The following is a 16048-nucleotide window of genomic DNA, read 5'->3' as shown; positions in this document are numbered from 1 at the left end:
GGCCCGCAGCGCTGCTGCGGGCCGCCCCGTCCGTGTGTGCCGAAGCGCCCTACGCCTCCACGGCGCGCCGGGAGCGCAGCAGGGAGGCCAGCGCGCCCGCGAACTCCACCGGGTCGACCGGCAGCGTCACGGCGGCCTCGGCGCGGCTCCAGGTGGCAAGCCAGGCGTCCTGCGGGCGGCCCATCAGGAGCAGCACCGGCGGGCAGTGGAAGATCTCGTCCTTGATCTGCCGGCAGACGCCCATGCCGCCCGCGGGAACGGCCTCGCCGTCCAGGACGCAGACGTCGATGCCGCCGTGGTCCAGCTCCTTGAGGACCGCCGGGAGCGTGGCGCACTCGACGAACTCGATCTCCGGGGCGTCGGCGGCGGGCCGGCGCCCGGTCGCGAGGCGGACCTGTTCGCGGGTGCTTGCGTTGTCGCTGTAGACCAGGACCGTCGCGGTCGACTGCATCGTTCCTCCGAGACTTCGGCGTCTTTGACTCATCAAGGTGGGGAAGCGTTGCGCGGAGCCTACTCCTCCCGACACCCCGTCAACACCGGTTCGGACACCGCCCCGATGGGCCATACGGGCTGGACACACCCCACAGACACTCCGAACGGCACCCCCCGGGGTGAGCGCGAGATAAGCGACCGACATAATGTCGGTCGTGGCGACAGCAACGACAGTAGAAACCGGGCACGCGCACCCGTCGGTCAATCGGCCGAACCTCACCAGCGTCGGAACCATCATCTGGCTGAGTTCCGAGCTGATGTTCTTCGCGGCCCTCTTCGCGATGTACTTCACCCTGCGATCGGTGACCGGGCCAGATCACTGGAAGGAAATGGCCGAGTCGCTGAACGTTCCGTTCTCAGCGACGAACACCACGATCCTGGTGCTCTCCTCACTGACCTGCCAGCTCGGCGTGTTCGCCGCCGAGCGCGGGGATGTGAAGAAGCTCAGGACATGGTTCATCGTCACCTTCATCATGGGTGCGATCTTCATCGGCGGTCAGATCTTCGAGTACACCGAGCTGGTCAAGAAGGACGGTCTCTCGCTGTCCTCCGACCCGTACGGCTCGGTGTTCTATCTGACGACTGGCTTCCATGGACTGCACGTGACAGGCGGCCTCATCGCCTTCCTGTTCGTCCTCGGCCGCACCTACGCGGCCAGGAAGTTCACCCATGAGCAGGCGACCGCAGCCATCGTCGTGTCCTATTACTGGCACTTCGTCGATGTCGTCTGGATCGGCCTTTTCGCCACGATCTACTTGATCAAGTAGCCGGCACGTCGTCCCGACGTACCGACTCGTCCAGTAAGCACCGACGCAGAAGATCCTGACACCGGGGTAATCCGTGAAAAAGCTCTCCGCACGACGACGCCATCCGCTGGCGGCGGTCGTCGTCCTACTCCTCGCGCTGGCGGCCACCGGGGGGCTGTACGCCGCGTTCGCACCCGCGAGCAAGGCGCAGGCCGACGAAACCGCCCAGTCCCTCGCCATCGACGAGGGCAAGAAGCTCTACGCCGTTGGCTGCGCCAGCTGCCACGGCACCGGCGGTCAGGGATCCAGTGACGGTCCGCCGCTGACGGGCGTGGGCGCCGCGGCCGTCGACTTCCAGGTCGGCACCGGGCGCATGCCCGCGCAGCAGCCCGGCGCGCAGATCCCGAAGAAGAAGGTCATCTACTCGCAGGCCGAGATCGACCAGCTCGCGGCGTACGTCGCCTCGCTCGGTGCCGGTCCGACCGTCCCGACGAAGAACCAGGTCAGCCCGGAGGGTGCGGACATCGCCAACGGTGGCGAGCTGTTCCGTACCAACTGCGCGCAGTGCCACAACTTCACCGGTGAGGGTGGCGCGCTGACACACGGCAAGTTCGCGCCGAAGCTGGAGGGCGTGAGCCCGAGGCACATCTACGAGGCCATGCAGACCGGCCCGCAGAACATGCCGTCCTTCCCCGACACCACGATGCCGGAGAAGAGCAAGAAGGACATCATCGCGTACATCGATGCGGTCAACAGCGGCAAGACCGTGAGCCCCGGCGGGCTGACGCTGGGCGGGCTCGGCCCGTTCACTGAAGGCCTGTTCGCCTGGGTCTTCGGTCTCGGCGCGCTGGTCGCCGTCGCCGTCTGGGTCGCCGCTCGGACCGCAAAGGCCAAGAAGTCATGAGTAGCCAAGAGATTCCAGAAGAGAACCTGCCCAGCGCGCAGGACGCCGATCAGCCGCACGGCTCGGTCGCGGTGAAGGAAGACCCCTTCGCCAATCCAGGGCTGCCGCCCCACGAGCACCGGGTCCAGGACATCGACGAGCGGGCCGCCAAGCGCTCCGAGCGCGTGGTCGCCTTCCTGTTCACGCTCTCGATGCTCTCCACGGTCGCCTTCATCGCCGCGTTCGTGACGATCAAGCCCGACAAGAGCGTCTACATCTGGCCGATCGGGCACATCAGCGCGCTGAACTTCGCGCTCGGCATGACGCTCGGCCTGGCGCTGTTCTGCATCGGCGCGGGCGCGGTCCACTGGGCCCGCACCCTGATGTCCGACGTGGAGGTCGCCGACGACCGTCACGCGATCTCGGCCGAGCCCGAGGTCAAGGCGAAGGTCCTGGCGGACTTCAAGCAGGGCGCCAAGGAGTCGCAGTTCGGCCGGCGCAAGCTGATCCGCAACACGCTCTTCGGCGCGGTCGCGATGGTCCCGCTCTCCGGCATCGTCCTTCTCCGTGACCTCGGTCCGCTGCCGGAGGACAAGCTCCGGCACACCGCGTGGAAGAAGGGCAAGCTCCTCGTCAACATGAACACGAACGAGCCGCTGCGTCCTTCGGACATCGCGGTCGGCTCGCTCACCTTCGCCAAGCCCGAGGGCGTGGAGGAGCACGACGAGGACTTCCAGCAGGTCATGGGCAAGGCCGCCCTGATGCTGGTTCGGATCCAGCCGGAGAACATCAAGGACAAGCAAGAGCTTGAGTGGGGTCACGAGGGCGTGGTCGCGTACTCGAAGGTCTGCACCCACGTGGGCTGCCCGATCTCCCTGTACGAGCAGCAGACACACCACGTGCTCTGCCCCTGTCACCAGTCCACCTTCGACCTCTCCGACGGCGCCCGCGTCATCTTCGGTCCCGCCGGCCACGCGCTCCCGCAGCTGCGTATCGGCGTGAACGACGAGGGTTACCTGCAGGCGCTCGGCGACTTCGCAGAGCCCGTCGGTCCTGCTTTCTGGGAGCGCGGATGAGCACTTCGACGACCAACGACGCGTCCTCGCGCGAGAAGGCGCCCGCCGGTGAGCGGGTGGCCGACTGGGCAGACGGCCGCCTGGGGATCTACTCCCTGGCCAAGGCCAACATGCGCAAGATCTTCCCGGACCACTGGTCCTTCATGCTCGGTGAGATCTGCCTCTATAGCTTCATCATCATCATCCTCACGGGTGTGTACCTGACGCTGTTCTTCCACCCGTCGATGAACGAGGTGGAGTACCACGGCAGCTATGTCCCGCTGCAGGGACAGCTGATGTCCGAGGCGTTCAACTCGACCATGCACATCTCCTTCGAGGTGCGCGGTGGTCTGCTGATCCGGCAGATCCACCACTGGGCGGCGCTGATCTTCCTCGCCGGCATGTTCGTGCACATGATGCGCGTGTTCTTCACGGGTGCGTTCCGCAAGCCGCGTGAGGTCAACTGGGTCTTCGGCTTCCTGCTGTTCGTCCTCGGCATGTTCACCGGCTTCACCGGTTACTCGCTCCCGGACGACCTGCTCTCCGGCACCGGTGTCCGCTTCATGGAGGGTGCGGTCCTGTCCGTGCCGATCGTCGGCACGTACCTGTCGTTCTTCCTCTTCGGCGGCGAGTTCCCGGGCGGCGACTTCGTCGCGCGGTTCTACTCGGTCCACATCCTGCTGCTGCCGGGCATCATGCTCGGTCTCGTGGTCGCTCACCTGATCCTGGTCTTCTACCACAAGCACACGCAGTTCGCGGGCCCCGGAAAGACGAACAAGAACGTCGTCGGCATGCCGCTGCTCCCGGTCTACATGGCCAAGGCGGGCGGCTTCTTCTTCCTGGTCTTCGGTGTCATCGCGGCCGTCGCCGCGATCGCGTCGGTCAACCCGATCTGGGCCATGGGCCCGTACCGGGTCGACCAGGTCTCCACCGGCGCACAGCCCGACTGGTACATGGGCTTCTCCGAGGGCCTGATCCGCTTCATGCCGGGCTGGGAGATCAACCTCTGGGGTCACACGCTCGTCCTGGGTGTGTTCATCCCGCTGATGATCTTCCCGCTGGTCCTGGTGGTGATCGCGGTCTACCCGTTCATCGAGTCCTGGATCACCGGCGACAAGCGCGAGCACCACATCCTGGACCGCCCGCGCAACGTCCCGACCCGGACCGCGTTCGGTGCCGCCTGGATCAGCTGGTACTTCGTCCTGCTCCTCGGTGGTGGTAACGACCTCTGGGCCACGCACTTCCACCTGTCGATCAACGCGATCACCTGGTTCGTGCGTATCGGGTTCTTCGTCGTGCCCGTACTGGCCTTCATCGTCACCAAGCGGATCTGCCTCGGCCTCCAGCGCCGCGACAAGGACAAGGTGCTGCACGGACGCGAGTCCGGCCTCATCAAGCGCCTGCCGCACGGCGAGTTCATCGAGGTCCACGAGCCGCTCGGGCCCGACGCCCTGCACACCCTCACCGCGCACGAGCAGTACGCGCCGCTCGAGATCGGCCCGACGGTCGACGAGAACGGTGTGGAGCGCAAGGTGTCCGGTACGCAGAAGCTGCGGGCCAAGCTCTCCGACGGGATGTACGGCGAGGAGAGCCAGATCCCCAAGCCGACTGTCGAGGAGTACAAGGAGATCACCAGCGGCCACGGCCACCACTGATCACCTGAACCGACCGCACGGTCGTCGCCACGGTAAGAGCCCCGTCCAGGCACTGGACGGGGCTCTTTGCCGCTCTCCGGGCTGGATAGGGTGGCCTTGTTCCCTTACACACCGAAAACCAGGAGCGGCAGATGAATGCTGTGACCCCCGCAGGAGGCAATACCGCGGCGGGCCGTTCCTGGCCCCAGATCCTGAACGGCCTCCTCGAAGGGCGCGACCAGAGCGCCGACGACACCGCCTGGGCCATGGACCGCATCATGCGGGGCGAGGCCACGGACGCGCAGATCGCCGGGTTCGCTGTGGCCATGCGCGCCAAGGGTGAGACCGTCGAGGAGATCTCCGGCCTCGTACGGGCCATGTACGAGCACGCGAACGTGATCGAGGTCCCGGGCGACACGGTCGACATCGTCGGCACGGGCGGCGACGGCGCCAAGACGGTCAACATCTCCACGATGTCCGCGATCGTCATCGCGGGCACGGGCGCCAAGGTCGTCAAGCACGGCAACCGTGCCGCCTCGTCGGCGTCGGGCGCCTCGGACGTCCTGGAGAAGCTCGGCGTGAATCTGGAGCTGACGCCGAAGCGCGTGGCCGAGGTCGCGGACGAGGCCGGGATCACGTTCTGCTTCGCCGTGAAGTTCCACCCGGCGCTGCGGCACGTGGCGGCGGCGCGCGGCCAGCTGGGCATCCGCACGACGTTCAACTTCCTCGGTCCGCTGACCAACCCTGCCAAGGTGCGGGCCCAGGCCGTCGGTGTCGCCGACGCGCGGATGGCGCCCATCGTGGCCGGTGTCTTCGCCGAGCGCGGCCACTCGTCCCTCGTCTTCCGCGGCGACGACGGCCTGGACGAGCTGACGACGACGGCGACCTCGCGGATCTGGGTGGTCCGGGACGGCACTGTGCGCGAGCAGGCCTTCGACCCGCGGGACGTCGGCATCGACCTGGTGCCGGTGTCCGCGCTGCGGGGCGCCGACGCGTCGTACAACGCGGAGGTGGCCCGCCGCCTGCTGGACGGGGAGAGGGGCCCGGTACGGGACGCGGTCCTCCTCAACTCGGCGGCGGCGCTCGTGGCTCTCATGCCCGGCGAGGGCCCCCTGACCGACCAGCTCCGGGCCGGCATGGCCCGCGCCGCGGAGTCGATCGACTCGGGCTCGGCGAAGCGGACGCTGGAGCGCTGGGTGGCGGCCAGCAACGCGTAAACGCGCAGGACAGCAGGGGTGGGGGGATGCCGGTCGGCACCTCCCCACCACGCTCCGTCCGCGATGCGGACACGCTGTTGCGATGAAGCGATCAGCTGGCATACTTCTCGGCAGGTCATGAGTGACAGCGATTAGGCCCCGGCTCGCTGTCCGGCAACCCTCCGTCCGTGGCGGGGTGCCCCGGGTGAAGACCAGGCAGGGCACAGCAAGGTGCTCTGCAAGCGCGGACCCCTGCACACCCTGGGGTCCTGGTCCTCAAGGGAGCAGTCTCGTGAGCAAGCGAATGCGATAGGGCATCTCCGCCCCACCTCCGCACCCCCTTTTCCTTTCTGCCGCTCCGTCGAGCCTTCGGCTCCGGCGCGGTCAATTCGCTTGTCTCTCACGGGAGTTCGCCATGTCTGTCTCCACCGCTGCCGCCGACCAGTCGCTTTGCTGTGACATTTCCGGGCCCCTGCCGGTTCTGGGCCGGGATGTCACCGTTCCGCTCGTCACCGGGGGCGAGGTCGGCTACGCGGCCCTCGACTACGCGGCCAGCGCGCCGGCGCTCCAGCGGGTCTGGGACGACGTGGCGGCCTACGCGCCGTACTACGGCAGCGTGCACCGCGGCGCCGGGTACCTGTCGCAGCTGTCGACCGACCTCTTCGAGAACTCCCGCGTGACCGTCGCCGAGTTCCTCGGCTGCCGCGTGGACGACCAGGTGATCTTCACCCGGTCGACCACCGACTCGCTCAACCTGCTCGCCGCCGTGCTCCCCGCCGACTGCGAGGTCTTCGTCTTCGAGACCGAGCACCACGCCTCGCTCCTGCCGTGGCGCGACGCCCGGGTGACGTACCTGAACGCGCCGCGCACGCCCGGCGAGGCCGTCCAGACCCTGGAGCGCGCCCTCGCCGACCGCGACCCCTACGGCCCCGCCCTGGTGTGCGTCACGGGTGCCTCGAACGTCACCGGCGAGCTGTGGCCCGTCCGTGAGCTCGCCGCCGCGGCCCACGCGCACGGCGCCCGCATCGTCCTCGACGCCGCGCAGCTCGCCCCGCACCACCCCGTCGACATTCAGGATCTCGACGTCGACTGGGTCGCCTTCTCCGGGCACAAGCTGTACGCGCCCTTCGGCTCCGGCGTCCTCGCGGGCCGTGCCGACTGGCTCCAGGCCTCCGAGCCCTACCTCGCCGGCGGCGGCGCCTCCCGCAAGGTCGCGCGGCGCGCCGACGGCGGTGTGGACGTCGAGTGGCACGACAGCGCCGCCCGCCACGAGGCCGGTTCGCCGAACGTCATCGGCGTCTACTCCATCGCCTCCGCCTGCAAGGCGCTCACCGAGGCGGGCTTCGACGCACTCGTCGCCCGCGAGCAGTACCTGATCGGCAAGGTCCGCGAGGGTCTCGCCGCCGTGCCCGAGGTGAAGGTGCTCTCGCTGTTCGGCGACGACGCCCCGCGCGTCGGCGTCATCTCGTTCGTCGTCGACGGCTGGAACAGCTCGCACTTCGCGGCCGCGCTCTCCGCCGAGTACGGCATCGGCGTGCGCGACGGCCTCTTCTGCGCCCACCCCCTCGTGCGCACCCTGCTGGGCAGCGACCCGCAGTCGCAGGGGGAGTGCGGGGCGCCCGAGGCCGCGCCCGGCGAGAAGTCCCTCAACGCGATCCGCGTCAGCTTCGGCGCCGGCACCCCGGACGAGCACGTCGAGCGCTTCGTGCGCGCGGTCACCGAGCTGGTCCGCGACGGCGCTCGCTGGAACTACCGCACGGAGGACGGGCGTTGCGTCCCGGCGGTGTGATCCGCCGAACTCACCGGACATGACGAAGGCCGCCCCCCGGGGCGGCCTTCGGTCGTCAAGCGGGCCGGGTCAGGAGTCGAGCCCGATCGCGAACGCCGCCTCCAGGTCGTGCTGCGAGTACGTGCGGAACGCGACGTGCGTGTCCGTCGCCTCCACGCCCGGGATCTTGCTGATCTTCCCGGGGATGACGTCCGCCAGGTCGTCGTGGCGCGCGACGCGCACCATGGCGATCAGGTCGTACGTACCGGTCACGGAGAAGACCTCGCTGACGCTGTCGAGGGCGGCGATCGACTCGGCGATCTCGGGGATCCGGTCCACGCTGGTCTTGATGAGCACGATCGCGGTGATCACGGCTGGCTGTCTCCCTCGGTGGCCGTGGCTGGGGCTGCTTTCACTTTAGCCCTCCCGTCTCGCGCCGCCGCCCTCGCCCGGAAGCGCTTCGCGCACCCCCCTTTTCCCTCTGTAGCGCACCCACGCGTAGAGGAATCCGACGGAGAACCCGACCAGGTGCGCCAGGTAGGCCACTCCCGGCCCCTGGCCGCTCTGCCGGGCCGCCGCCCACTGCAGCGCCACCCAGAACGGCAGCACCACCCACGCGGGAAACCGCAGCGGCAAGAAGAACAGGAACGGGAACAGGCTCGTCACGCGCGCCCGGGGGAAGAGATACAGGAAGGCCCCGAGCACCGCGGAGATCGCCCCCGAGGCGCCCACCAGGGTCTGCTCCGAGCTCGCGTACGCGAGGGCGTAGCCCAGCAGCGCCGCGCAGCCGGAGAGCACGTAGAAGAGCGCGAACTGGAGGTGGCCCATCCCTTCTTCGACCATCGCGCCGAAGACGTACAGGAAGAGCATGTTGCCCAGCAGGTGCAGCCAGCTGCCGTGGACGAAGAGGGCCGTGACGGTGGTGAGGGCGGCGCGCGGGGAGCCGGTGAGCAGCTGGGCGGGGATCACGCCCCAGCGCTCGAAGTAGTCGCTCTGCGCCGCGAGCAGCCGGTCGCCCGTGCCGTAGACCGGGTTGAACCCGGACGCCGGGGACAGCACGAACGCCACGCAGCACAGAGCGATCAGCCCGTACGTCACCGGTGCCGGGTGGTTCCTGACAGCCGATGCGACCGTCCTGCCCGCCGCCACACCCCGATTGTCGATCATGTAACAGATCATGACGTAACGGTGCACACCTGCCCAGACGGCCTGCCGGGATTCCCCACTGTGGACGCCCGCGCGGGGGGTACCCGCCAGGCCGTAGGGTTACGGGCACCACGGAAAACGTACGACCCCGAAAGAAGGCGACAGCCCCGATGACGGTTCCCCTGCCGACCGCCGAGACCCGTTGGCGCTGCACACTCTGCGGCAACCTCACGCGTTTCGACGTGACCCGTTCGTCGAAGGTTGTCGAATACGTGCACCTCGACCTCGCTGGTGACCCGAAGGTCGAGGAGCGCGAGGTGGTCAGTGAGACCATCGAGTCGGTCCGCTGCCGCTGGTGCAACGCCGTGGATCAGGTCGAACTCGTGGACAGGCCGGGTGCCGGCTCCTGAGAGGGAGCCGAACCCCCAGAAAATACGGACATTGGGGTGACGGATGGTGGAGAGCGCAGGCGGAGAGGCCGGGGACGGCGCCGCTGAGGTGCTCGACCGGCCGTTGCCCGAAGGCGTGCGGCGCCGGGTCGTGCAGATCGTCTCGGACGGCTTCGGCGGGCTGACGATCGCCGAACTGCCGCCCCAGTTGCGGCAGTATGCGCGCTTCACCCCGACCCGGCGCGCCAAGTTCGCCGGCAATGCGATGGCCGCGGCGCTCGAGGGGGACACCCTGTTCCGCCAGCGCATCGGCGAACGTCTCAGAGAGACCCAGCCGGAGCTCGCCGGCGCCCTGGACTCCGGGGCGCCGCCGCCCGCCGCCGACCCCCTCGACGTGGCCGCCGCGGCCTATGTGCTGCGGCCCACCGGCTGGGTGAAGCTCGTCGCGGCCGCCGGCGAGGAGGCCGTGCGGGCCGACGCCGAGCGCGCCGACGACGAGGCGCGGGCCGAGCTGGAGCGGCTGCGCGCCGAGGTCGCAGCCGCCCGCGACCAGACCAGGACCGAGACCGAACGGCTGCGCACGGAGCTGGAGTCGGCGAAGAAGGAGGCCGAGTCCCTCCACCGCAAGCTGCGCAGCGCGCTCAGTGACGTCAAGCGCGGCGAGGCGGCCGTGCGCAAGATCCACGGCGAGACCGAGGCCGTACGGGCCGAGATGCAGGCACAGCTGTCCGCCGCCGACAGCGAGACGCGGCGGCTCAAGGCGCGGCTCGGCGAGACGGAGGCGGCGCTCGAGGCCTCCCGCAAGGCGGCGCGCGAGGGCCGCAGCGTCGAGGACATGCGCGTCCGGCTGCTCCTGGACACCGTCCTGGAGTCCGCGCAGGGGCTGCGCCGCGAACTGGCGCTGCCGCCCGTGTCCGTGCGCCCCGCCGAGACGGTGGACGCCGTCGAGCCCGGGCGGATGTCTCCCAAGGACATCGCGGCCCGCGCCCTGTCCGAGCACGACCCCGCCATCCTGGACCAGCTGCTCGCCCTGCCGCAGGCCCATCTCGTGGTCGACGGTTACAACGTCACCAAGACCGGCTATCCGACGATGCCGCTGGAGAAGCAGCGCCTGAGGCTGCTCGGCTCGCTCTCCCAGCTCGCCGCGCAGACCGGCGCCGAGGTCACCTGTGTGTTCGACGGGGCCGAACTCGCCGCGCCCGTACTGCTCGCGCCGCCGCGCGGGGTGCGCGTGCTCTTCTCGAAGGCGGGTGTCACCGCCGACGAGCTGATCCGCCAGCTCGTGCGCGCCGAGCCCCCCGGACGGCCCGTCGTGGTCGTCTCCACGGACCGCGAGGTGGCCGACGGGGTCGCCAAGTCGGGTGCGCGTCCCGTCGCCTCCGTGATGCTCCTGAAGCGCCTCTCGCGCGGCTGACCGATCGCCGCGCAGTTCCGGCCCTTCGCCACATAGGCAACGTAGGTCTCATACGTAACCTCTGGGCCTGATGCCCGAATTGGCGGATCGTTTACGCAACGTAGCGTCAAACGAGCATTACCGCACGTGAGTTGAGTGCAAAGAATGCGCTCGGTGACCGACTTTTTTCTCGTCAGGATTTGAACTGATCACAAGAAGGTCACTAAGGTCTGGCCTCGAACCTCCGCTCGGGTGATCGCTCATCGGGAGTGACGGCAGAGGGTCACCGCCCACCGGCGTGTCGGTAGGCGGCTGGAGGAAGAAGGAGCTCGCCTTCGTGGCGTCCCACCGTCGACCCAAGCAGCCGAGCCGCACCCGCGTGACCGTGCTCACCGCAACCGCCGCCGCAGCCGTGGCCCTCACGTCACAGGCCGCGCAGGCCGCGCCGAAGCCGACCAAGAGCGAGGTCAAGGCCAAGGTCGACAAGCTCTACGAAGACGCGGGCCGGGCCACCGACCGGTACAACGGGGCCAAGGAGAAGCAGAAGAAGCTCGAGAAGGAGATCGGCGACCTCCAGGACAAGGTCGCCCGCGGCCAGGAGGACCTGAACACGCTGCGCTCCGGCCTCGGTTCGATGGCCAGCGCCCAGTACCGCTCCGGCGGCATCGACCCCTCCGTCCAGCTCTTCCTCTCCGCCGACCCGGACGACTTCCTGGACAAGGCCTCCACGCTCGACCAGCTCAGCGGTCAGCAGGTCGAGGCCCTGAAGAAGATCCAGGAGAAGCAGCGTGCGCTGGCGCAGGAGCGCCAGGAGGCCGCCGACAAGCTCAAGGACCTCGCCGACACTCGCACGGAACTCGGCAAGAAGAAGCAGCAGGTCCAGAGCAAGCTCAGCGCCGCGCAGAAGCTCCTCAACACCCTCACCGCCGCCGAGCGCCAGAAGATGGCCGCCGAGGACGCCCGCGCGAGCCGCTCCGCCGCCTCCCGCGTCGACCTCGGCAACGAGGTCCCGGCCTCCAAGCGCGGCGCCGCCGCCCTGAACGCCGCCGCCACCCAGCTCGGCAAGCCGTACGTCTCCGGTGGCACCGGCCCCAACTCCTACGACTGCTCCGGGCTCACCCAGTGGTCCTACGCACAGGCCGGGACGGGCATAACCCGGACCACGTACACGCAGCAGAACGACGGCCCGAAGATCGGCATGAGCCAGCTCAGGCCCGGCGACCTGGTGTTCTTCAACAACCTCGCGCACGTGGGCCTGTACGCCGGCAACGGCCAGGTGCTGCACGCCCCGCACCCCGGCGCCGTCGTCCGCTACGAGTCGATGAGCACCGTCGGTTCGTTCCAGTTCGGCGTCCGCATCGGAGGCTGACGGCGGCGCGCGATGACGCGCCCGTTCGGGCGAACATCCTGAGCTCCCCCTGACTTTGCGCCCCGGCATCGACCTGCGTCGATGCCGGGGCGCAGGCATATTCCCGGCAATCCGTCCACTGCGCTGCGTGATAGCTTCCGCGCTGTCCGTCAGCGAGAGCTGGCGTACCTACCGCCGGACGGGCGGGAAGTGACGCCTGTGGAGGCTCTCGGAAGACCGGAACCCAGGGTTTCGGCAGGGGCCTTTGAAGCAGGAACCCGCCGGAAGCGGGCCCGCGACGTGGGCCCGCAGGCCGGAGCCGGGCCTGTGCCGGGCGGACGTCAATGTCGCCCCGCATTCCGCAGCCCTGCCGCCCCCTGGGGCGGCGGGGGCGGGGGGACTGGAAAGGAGAGCCGCAACCCGTGGGGTCCCATCGCCGTCCCGCACAGTCCGGCCTCGACCGGAGCGCGCGCGGCTCCACTGTGTACGTCCTGTCGGCCGTGGCGGCCACCGCCGCCGCCGGACTCACCGCCGCCCCCGCGGGCGCCGCGCCGCAGGACCGCCCGTCCGGCACCCGGGCCGAGGTCGACCGCCTCCTCGAGCAGGCCGAGCGGGCCACCGAGGCGTTCAACAAGGCCGAAGAGCGCGCCGACAAGCTCCGCGACGAACTGGGGGACCTTCAGGACAGCGCCGCCCGCGGGCAGGAGCGCGTCAACACCATGCGCGGCGCCCTCGGTTCGCTCGCCGGTGCCCAGTACCGCTCGGGCGGCATCGACCCCGCCCTCGCCCTGCTCCTGTCGTCGGACCCCGACGGCTATCTCGACAAGGCGTCCGTCCTCAACCGCGTCACCGCCCGCCAGGCCGGCGAACTCACCGCACTGCAGCGGGCGCAGCGCGACCTGTCCCAGGAGCGCGCCGAGGCCACCCGCAAGCTCGTCGACCTGGAGCGCTCCCGCAAGGCCGTCGCCCGGCACAAGCGGACCGTCGAGGACAAGCTCGCCAAGGCCCGCCGCCTGCTCGACTCCCTGCCCGCCTCGCAGCGTGAGGCCTACGAGCGCGCCTCGCGCGGTGGCGAACGCGACGGCGTCCCCGACCTGTCGGGCGCGGACGTCCCGTCGTCCGGCCGGGCCGCCGCGGCGGTCGCCGCCGCGATGTCCGCGGTCGGCAAGCCGTACGTGTGGGGCGCCAACGGGCCCTCCGGGTTCGACTGTTCGGGCCTCATGCAGTGGTCGTACGCGCGCGCGGGCGTGGGCCTGCCGCGCACCTCGCAGGCCCAGCGGTACGCGGGACGGCAGGTCCCCCTCTCCGAGGCGCGGCCCGGCGACCTCGTCGCCTACCGCTCGGACGCCAGTCACATCGGGATGTATGTGGGCAACGGCCAGGTCATCCACGCCCCCTATCCCGGCGCGCCCGTGCGTTACGACCCGGTGGGCATGATGCCCGTGTCGTCCGTGACGCGGGTCTGAGCGGTCACGGCCGGTGGGGCCCGGCGCGGGAGGCGCCGTACGATCGGGAGGATGTCTGGTCGTGGGCGTGATGCGGGGGGAGCGGGGGCGTGCGTCGCCCTGCTGTCCGTGGCCGCCCTGCTCGCCGGGCTCGTCGGCTGTGGCGGGGGCGCGGCGAAGGACACGGTCCGGGGCGATGTGCAGCGCACGCTCGACCGCAGGGCCGATGCCGTCCTCGTCCGGGATCCGGCCGCGTACCGGGCCACCGGCAGCGCGGACGCCGCGGTTCTGACGAACCTCGCCGACGTCCCGCTGACCTCCTGGACGTACCGGCTCACCCGCCTGAACCGCTCGGGCAGCCACGCCACCGCCGGCGCGGAACTGCGCTACCGGATCGAGGGCTACGACAGCGCCCCCGTCGTCTCCGCGCGCTCCCTCACGCTCGAACTGCGCGAGGGACGCTGGTACGTGACGTCCGACCGGCCCGCCCCGAAGGCCGGCGAGCAGCTCTGGGAACAGGGCAGGGTCGTCGTCGAGAAGGGCGCGCACAGTCTCGTCCTCGGCGTCGGCAGGTCACACGGCGCGCTGCGTGCGTACGCGGACCTCGCCGACGAGGCCGTGCCCGCCGTGAGCGACGCCTGGGGGACCGGCTGGGCCCAGCGGGTCGTCGTCCTCGTCCCGAAGTCCCTGGACGGCATGGGCGCGCTGCTCGGGACCCCCGCCGCCGGCTACCGGGGGATCGCCGCGGTGACCACCGGCGAGGCGGGCGCGCCGGGGCGGACGCCGGCCGACCGGATCATCGTGAACCCCGACGCCTACGGCGTGCTCGGCTCCTTCGGCAAGCAGGTCGTCCTCACGCACGAGACGACCCATGTCGCCAGCCGCGCGGCGACGTCGGGGGCCACTCCGCTGTGGCTGTCCGAGGGGTACGCGGACTGGGTCGGCTACCGCGGCACCGGGCGCTCCGCGGGGCAGGCCGCGCCGGAACTGGAGCGCGCGGTGCGGCTCGGCCGGCTGCCGGCCGCGCTCCCCACCGACGCCGACTTCGGCTTCACCGGCGACGCGGGGCGGCTCGCGCAGGCGTACGAGGGCGGGTGGCTGGCCTGCCGGATGATCGCCGACCGCTGGGGCGAGGCGAAGCTGAACGACTTCTATCGCGCGGTGGGGAAACACAAGCGGCGGACCGGGGCGGTCGAGGAGGCGATGGCGAGCGTGCTCGGGACGACGGAGGAGAAGTTCACGGCGCAGTGGCGGGACTATCTGAGCGCACAGCTGGGCTGACCGACGAGGGAAATTGCGAAACCAGCAGGGTCTCGTCGCGGGCCGGCTGCGGCGACGGCGGCTGTTCGCGCAGGCGCGGCTCCGTGACCGTCCGGCGCCACAGTCGCCGTGCGGCGGCCACTGACGCGGTGACCAGCAGGCCGTTGCGTACGAGGATCAGGGCGAGGCCGAGTCCGTCGCCGCCCACGACGTGTGCGAACCCGAGCGGGAACTCCAGGAACGTCACGAGGGACGCCGTCAGGACCAGGCAGGCGGGCGGCGTCATCCGGCTCGCGGTGAACAGCGTCGACACCGCGGCCAGGCCGGTCAGCCACAGCAGGTACTGAGGGCTGATCACCCGGCTCGTCGTCGTGAACAGCAGCACCGCGACGAACACCGCGTCCGCGAGCGTGCCCGGCGCCCAGGCCCGCGCCCGCAGCCGCCACATCAGGAGCCAGCCGAACGCGAGCAGCGTCAGCCCTTGCGCGACCACGCTCACGACGTCCACGTAGGGGCCGAGGAACTCCATCGAGCCGTAGTGCAGCCCGACGTGACCCGGCCAGCCGAAGTGCCGCGCCACATGGAACACCAGCGCGCCGAGCGACTCGACCTCCGTGCCGCGGTCGCGCTGGGAGGTGACGAAGTCGAGCGCGCCCGGCATCGCCGCCGCGAACACGACGACCAGGGCGCCGGCCGTGAGGGCCGCGCTGCCCCAGGAGACCCGCGTGACGCGCCCGCGGCGGGTCCCGAGCAGCAGGAGCACGGGCCACACCTTCAGCAGCGCGCCGAGCCCCGTGAGCACCCCCATGACGCGCGGATGCCGGGCCCCGGCCAGCAGCGCCGCCACCGCGACCGCGGTGACCATGACGTCGTAGCGGGCATACGCGGTCGGGCCGAGCAGCGGCACGCCCGCCACCCACACCCACGCCCCGCGCCACGACCTGCCGGGCCGCCCGCCCGCGCGCACGAGGAGTCCGAAGGTGATCGCATCGGCGACGAGGGCGAGCACGAAGAACGCGGTGGCGTAGGACAGGAACGGCAGGAGGGCGGGGGTGAGGATCGCGCCCGCGGCGGCGGGCGGGTACTGCCAGGTGACGTCGTCCAGCGGGAACGTGCCCGCGCGCAGGACCCCGTACCAGTTGCGGTAGATGACGGAGACGTCGGTCGTCACGTCCGGCCCCGGGACCGTGATCACCTTCAGGACGCACAGGAGGAGCAGCGTCCGGGTCGCGGCCCACACCAGCACCGCGGGGACCGGGATTCTCGGCATCATTCGGGCCATGATGCCGGGCG

The 16048-nt window shown here is 70.3% G+C and carries 15 protein-coding genes and 1 riboswitch; of the genes, 11 read left to right on the top strand and 4 right to left on the bottom strand.

Features of this window, described 5'->3' with window-relative positions; translation table 11 throughout:
• Positions 1 to 49: 49 nt before the first annotated feature.
• A complete protein-coding gene (locus ACWIGU_RS21460; RefSeq protein WP_454403070.1) occupies positions 50 to 451 on the bottom strand; it encodes a hypothetical protein in 402 nt (133 codons plus the stop codon).
• Positions 452 to 638: 187 nt separating this feature from the next.
• Here ACWIGU_RS21460 and ctaE point away from each other — a divergent pair, with 187 nt between their 5' ends.
• The 6 genes from ctaE to ACWIGU_RS21430 all read left to right on the top strand — a co-directional run bounded on the left by ctaE (position 639) and on the right by ACWIGU_RS21430 (position 7795).
• Positions 639 to 1259 (top strand): aa3-type cytochrome oxidase subunit III, encoded by a 621-nt coding sequence (gene ctaE / locus ACWIGU_RS21455; protein ID WP_100592161.1) that lies wholly within the window; start codon positions 639 to 641, stop codon positions 1257 to 1259.
• 73 nt (positions 1260 to 1332) lie between these two features.
• Positions 1333 to 2142 carry a cytochrome bc1 complex diheme cytochrome c subunit gene (qcrC, locus tag ACWIGU_RS21450; RefSeq protein WP_454403068.1) on the top strand — a complete coding sequence of 270 codons (810 nt, stop codon included), beginning with the start codon at positions 1333 to 1335 and terminating at the stop codon, positions 2140 to 2142.
• The gene (gene qcrA, locus ACWIGU_RS21445; RefSeq protein WP_454403066.1) at positions 2139 to 3197 is read left to right on the top strand and encodes a cytochrome bc1 complex Rieske iron-sulfur subunit; all 1059 of its coding nucleotides are present in this window, start codon (positions 2139 to 2141) and stop codon (positions 3195 to 3197) included. Before qcrC ends, qcrA begins: the two co-directional genes overlap by 4 nt.
• Complete coding sequence (qcrB, locus tag ACWIGU_RS21440) at positions 3194 to 4831, top strand: cytochrome bc1 complex cytochrome b subunit (RefSeq protein ID WP_454403064.1); 1638 nt, start codon at positions 3194 to 3196, stop codon at positions 4829 to 4831. Before qcrA ends, qcrB begins: the two co-directional genes overlap by 4 nt.
• A gap of 131 nt (positions 4832 to 4962) precedes the next feature.
• The gene (gene trpD / locus ACWIGU_RS21435; RefSeq protein ID WP_454403062.1) at positions 4963 to 6027 is read left to right on the top strand and encodes an anthranilate phosphoribosyltransferase; all 1065 of its coding nucleotides are present in this window, start codon (positions 4963 to 4965) and stop codon (positions 6025 to 6027) included.
• Positions 6028 to 6140: 113 nt separating this feature from the next.
• A riboswitch (SAM riboswitch) is annotated at positions 6141 to 6257 on the top strand.
• A gap of 164 nt (positions 6258 to 6421) precedes the next feature.
• Positions 6422 to 7795 carry an aminotransferase class V-fold PLP-dependent enzyme gene (locus ACWIGU_RS21430; protein WP_454403060.1) on the top strand — a complete coding sequence of 458 codons (1374 nt, stop codon included), beginning with the start codon at positions 6422 to 6424 and terminating at the stop codon, positions 7793 to 7795.
• A gap of 69 nt (positions 7796 to 7864) precedes the next feature.
• On the opposite strand, the gene ACWIGU_RS21425 is transcribed toward ACWIGU_RS21430, so the two are convergent.
• Entirely contained in the window at positions 7865 to 8146 is a 282-nt protein-coding gene (locus tag ACWIGU_RS21425; RefSeq protein ID WP_100592167.1) for an Lrp/AsnC family transcriptional regulator, read from the bottom strand.
• Positions 8147 to 8191: 45 nt separating this feature from the next.
• Positions 8192 to 8941 carry a rhomboid family intramembrane serine protease gene (locus ACWIGU_RS21420; RefSeq protein WP_454403058.1) on the bottom strand — a complete coding sequence of 250 codons (750 nt, stop codon included), beginning with the start codon at positions 8939 to 8941 and terminating at the stop codon, positions 8192 to 8194.
• A 149-nt stretch (positions 8942 to 9090) separates the two neighbouring features.
• Between ACWIGU_RS21420 and ACWIGU_RS21415 the strand changes: the two genes are divergently transcribed.
• From ACWIGU_RS21415 to ACWIGU_RS21395, 5 genes are all read left to right on the top strand, one after another.
• The gene (locus ACWIGU_RS21415; RefSeq protein ID WP_100592168.1) at positions 9091 to 9330 is read left to right on the top strand and encodes a hypothetical protein; all 240 of its coding nucleotides are present in this window, start codon (positions 9091 to 9093) and stop codon (positions 9328 to 9330) included.
• Between the two features lie 43 nt (positions 9331 to 9373).
• Entirely contained in the window at positions 9374 to 10723 is a 1350-nt protein-coding gene (locus tag ACWIGU_RS21410; protein WP_454403055.1) for an NYN domain-containing protein, read from the top strand.
• A gap of 316 nt (positions 10724 to 11039) precedes the next feature.
• Positions 11040 to 12071 carry an NlpC/P60 family protein gene (locus ACWIGU_RS21405; protein ID WP_454403053.1) on the top strand — a complete coding sequence of 344 codons (1032 nt, stop codon included), beginning with the start codon at positions 11040 to 11042 and terminating at the stop codon, positions 12069 to 12071.
• 401 nt (positions 12072 to 12472) lie between these two features.
• Positions 12473 to 13516: an NlpC/P60 family protein gene (locus ACWIGU_RS21400; protein WP_454403052.1), complete on the top strand. Its 1044-nt coding sequence runs from the start codon at positions 12473 to 12475 to the stop codon at positions 13514 to 13516.
• A gap of 51 nt (positions 13517 to 13567) precedes the next feature.
• On the top strand, positions 13568 to 14776 hold the full coding sequence (locus ACWIGU_RS21395) for a hypothetical protein (protein ID WP_454403050.1): 1209 nt from the start codon (positions 13568 to 13570) through the stop codon (positions 14774 to 14776).
• On the opposite strand, the gene ACWIGU_RS21390 is transcribed toward ACWIGU_RS21395, so the two are convergent.
• The gene (locus ACWIGU_RS21390) at positions 14733 to 16028 is read right to left on the bottom strand and encodes a glycosyltransferase 87 family protein (RefSeq protein ID WP_454403048.1); all 1296 of its coding nucleotides are present in this window, start codon (positions 16026 to 16028) and stop codon (positions 14733 to 14735) included. The genes ACWIGU_RS21395 and ACWIGU_RS21390 overlap by 44 nt on opposite strands.
• Positions 16029 to 16048 lie beyond the last annotated feature (20 nt).

This window comes from Streptomyces sp. NPDC055400, assembly GCF_053644375.1.
Note: the sequence above shows the minus strand (reverse complement) of the source record. Positions and strands in the feature narration are given on the sequence as shown.

Bases quoted from the DNA above. Each gene is read 5' to 3' on its own strand.
- ACWIGU_RS21420 (WP_454403058.1), bottom strand. From the start codon at position 8,941: ATGATCGACAATCGGGGTGTGGCGGCGGGCAGGACGGTCGCATCGGCT.
- trpD (WP_454403062.1), top strand. From the start codon at position 4,963: ATGAATGCTGTGACCCCCGCAGGAGGCAATACCGCGGCGGGCCGTTCC.
- qcrB (WP_454403064.1), top strand. From the start codon at position 3,194: ATGAGCACTTCGACGACCAACGACGCGTCCTCGCGCGAGAAGGCGCCC.
- qcrA (WP_454403066.1), top strand. From the start codon at position 2,139: ATGAGTAGCCAAGAGATTCCAGAAGAGAACCTGCCCAGCGCGCAGGAC.
- ACWIGU_RS21410 (WP_454403055.1), top strand. From the start codon at position 9,374: ATGGTGGAGAGCGCAGGCGGAGAGGCCGGGGACGGCGCCGCTGAGGTG.
- ACWIGU_RS21390 (WP_454403048.1), bottom strand. From the start codon at position 16,028: ATGATGCCGAGAATCCCGGTCCCCGCGGTGCTGGTGTGGGCCGCGACC.
- ACWIGU_RS21395 (WP_454403050.1), top strand. From the start codon at position 13,568: ATGTCTGGTCGTGGGCGTGATGCGGGGGGAGCGGGGGCGTGCGTCGCC.
- ctaE (WP_100592161.1), top strand. From the start codon at position 639: ATGTCGGTCGTGGCGACAGCAACGACAGTAGAAACCGGGCACGCGCAC.
- ACWIGU_RS21430 (WP_454403060.1), top strand. From the start codon at position 6,422: ATGTCTGTCTCCACCGCTGCCGCCGACCAGTCGCTTTGCTGTGACATT.
- ACWIGU_RS21415 (WP_100592168.1), top strand. From the start codon at position 9,091: ATGACGGTTCCCCTGCCGACCGCCGAGACCCGTTGGCGCTGCACACTC.
- ACWIGU_RS21460 (WP_454403070.1), bottom strand. From the start codon at position 451: ATGCAGTCGACCGCGACGGTCCTGGTCTACAGCGACAACGCAAGCACC.